This is a genomic window from Streptomyces sp. NPDC025793 (assembly GCF_055558375.1).
In genome coordinates this window covers 1-1,772 of record NZ_JBVHMR010000142.1, presented here as the reverse complement: position 1 = coordinate 1,772, position 1,772 = coordinate 1, and the positions used below count along the sequence as shown (strand labels likewise).

Below are 1,772 nucleotides of genomic sequence, written 5' to 3'. Positions count from 1 at the left end.
TCGTTGAGGACGGGCAGGGTGTGTACGGGGGTGTCGGGAGCCTGGTCCAGGGCCTGGACCAGGCCGCTGGTGGCGGTGTCCATCAGGGACAGCACCAGGCCGGGATCGATCGGGTCGACGCACTGGACGGTGAAGACGAACCCGTCACCGGTGTCGTCCACCGACACCGTCAACGGATAGTTCGTCCGCTCCTGAGCGAAGAGGACCTCGATCCCCTCCACTTCCATATCGGCGTCCGCCGCACGCGCACTGTGCCGGTAGTTGAACAGGGCGGTGAAGAGCGGTGCTTCGGCAGCCACACCGCTCATGCGCTGTGCCAACGCCAGCGGGGCATGCTCGTGAACCAGCAACTCGGCCAGATCGGCCTGCATGGACCGGACTGCGTCCAGTACGCCGCCAGTGCTGGTGTCGAGGCGTACAGGCAGGGTGTTGATGAACAACCCGGGAACCCGGTCCGCGCCGGCACCGGCCTGCATCCGCCCGAACAACACGGTGCCGAAGACGACGTCCTCGCGACCCGAGGCCGAGGCGACCACCCGCGCGAACATCACGTGCAGCACGGTCGCCACGCTCACCCCGAGACGCCGCGCCACCTCACGTACAGCTGCGGCGGTGCCCCCGTCGAGGGATTTACGGGCCTCGGTGACCTCAGTGCCGTCACCGCGTACGTCGGTGATATCGAAGGGCGCGGTCGGCTCGACGACATCACCCAGCAGACGCCCGAAGAACGCCTCGTGCTCGGCGACCGGCATTCCCAGCCGGGCATGCGCGACGAAGTTCCGGAAGGGCAGCGGCACCGGCAGCTCCGCCTCACGGCCCTCCAGGAACGCCTGGACCTCAGCGAACAGGACATCCACCGCCGTGTGGTCCTGGATCAGGTGGTGCACCTGAAGCAACGCCACCCACCGCTCAGAACCGGGAATCCCGGCCGTCGTCACCCGCACCAACGGTGCCGCGGTGATATCCATCACCGACCCGCACACCGCCAACAGACCGTCCACCACGTCACCGTCATGCTCCAACGTGATCTCGCGGACCGGGATCCGCGCGTGCCGGGCCACCACCTGCACCGGCTCACGCAACCCCTCCCACAACACGGCCGTGCGGAGAATGTCGTGCCGGTCCACCACCTTCTGCAGCACAGCGACGAACTCGTCCAGCCGGGCCCGGGAATCGAACCCGAGCACCATCGGCAGCACATACGCGTCCTCACCCGACGACGCACCCATCAGATGATGGAAGAGAATGCCCTCCTGCAGAGGGGCCAGCGGGTAAATGTCCGCCACATTGGCCACGCCACCCGGCACCCGGGCCACGACCCGGTCGATCTCCTCCTGCAACAGCCCCGCCAACGGCACCATCTCCGGCGTGATCACATCAGCGCCCTCCACGATCCCGTTCGGCGGAACCAGCACAGACGCACCGCTGTCCGCGACGCCCAGACCGACCGCGAGCCCAGCCACCGTCGGCGTCACGAACAACGACCGCACCGGCACCACAAGCCCACGCTCACGCAACCGCTCCACCAACGACACCGCCAACAGCGAATGCCCACCCAACTCGAAGAAGTTGTCGTCGATGCCGACCTCATCGACACCGAGCACCTCCGCGAACACCCCGCACAGAACCTCCTCCTGCGCCGTCCGCGGAGCACGGCCCTCCACGCTCGCAGTGAACTCCGGAGCCGGCAACGCCCGCCGATCCAACTTCCCATTCGGCGTCAACGGCAACGCATCCAACGGCACGATCACCGACGGGACCATGTACTCGGG

1 protein-coding gene is annotated in these 1,772 nt (G+C 67.4%); it reads right to left on the bottom strand.

All coding sequences use genetic code 11. The features are described from left to right. The coding region (locus tag ACZ4MF_RS48925) for a condensation domain-containing protein (protein ID WP_467500926.1) at positions 1–1,616 on the bottom strand (1,616 nt) is incomplete at its 3' end. Between the last annotated feature and the right edge of the window lie 156 nt (positions 1,617–1,772).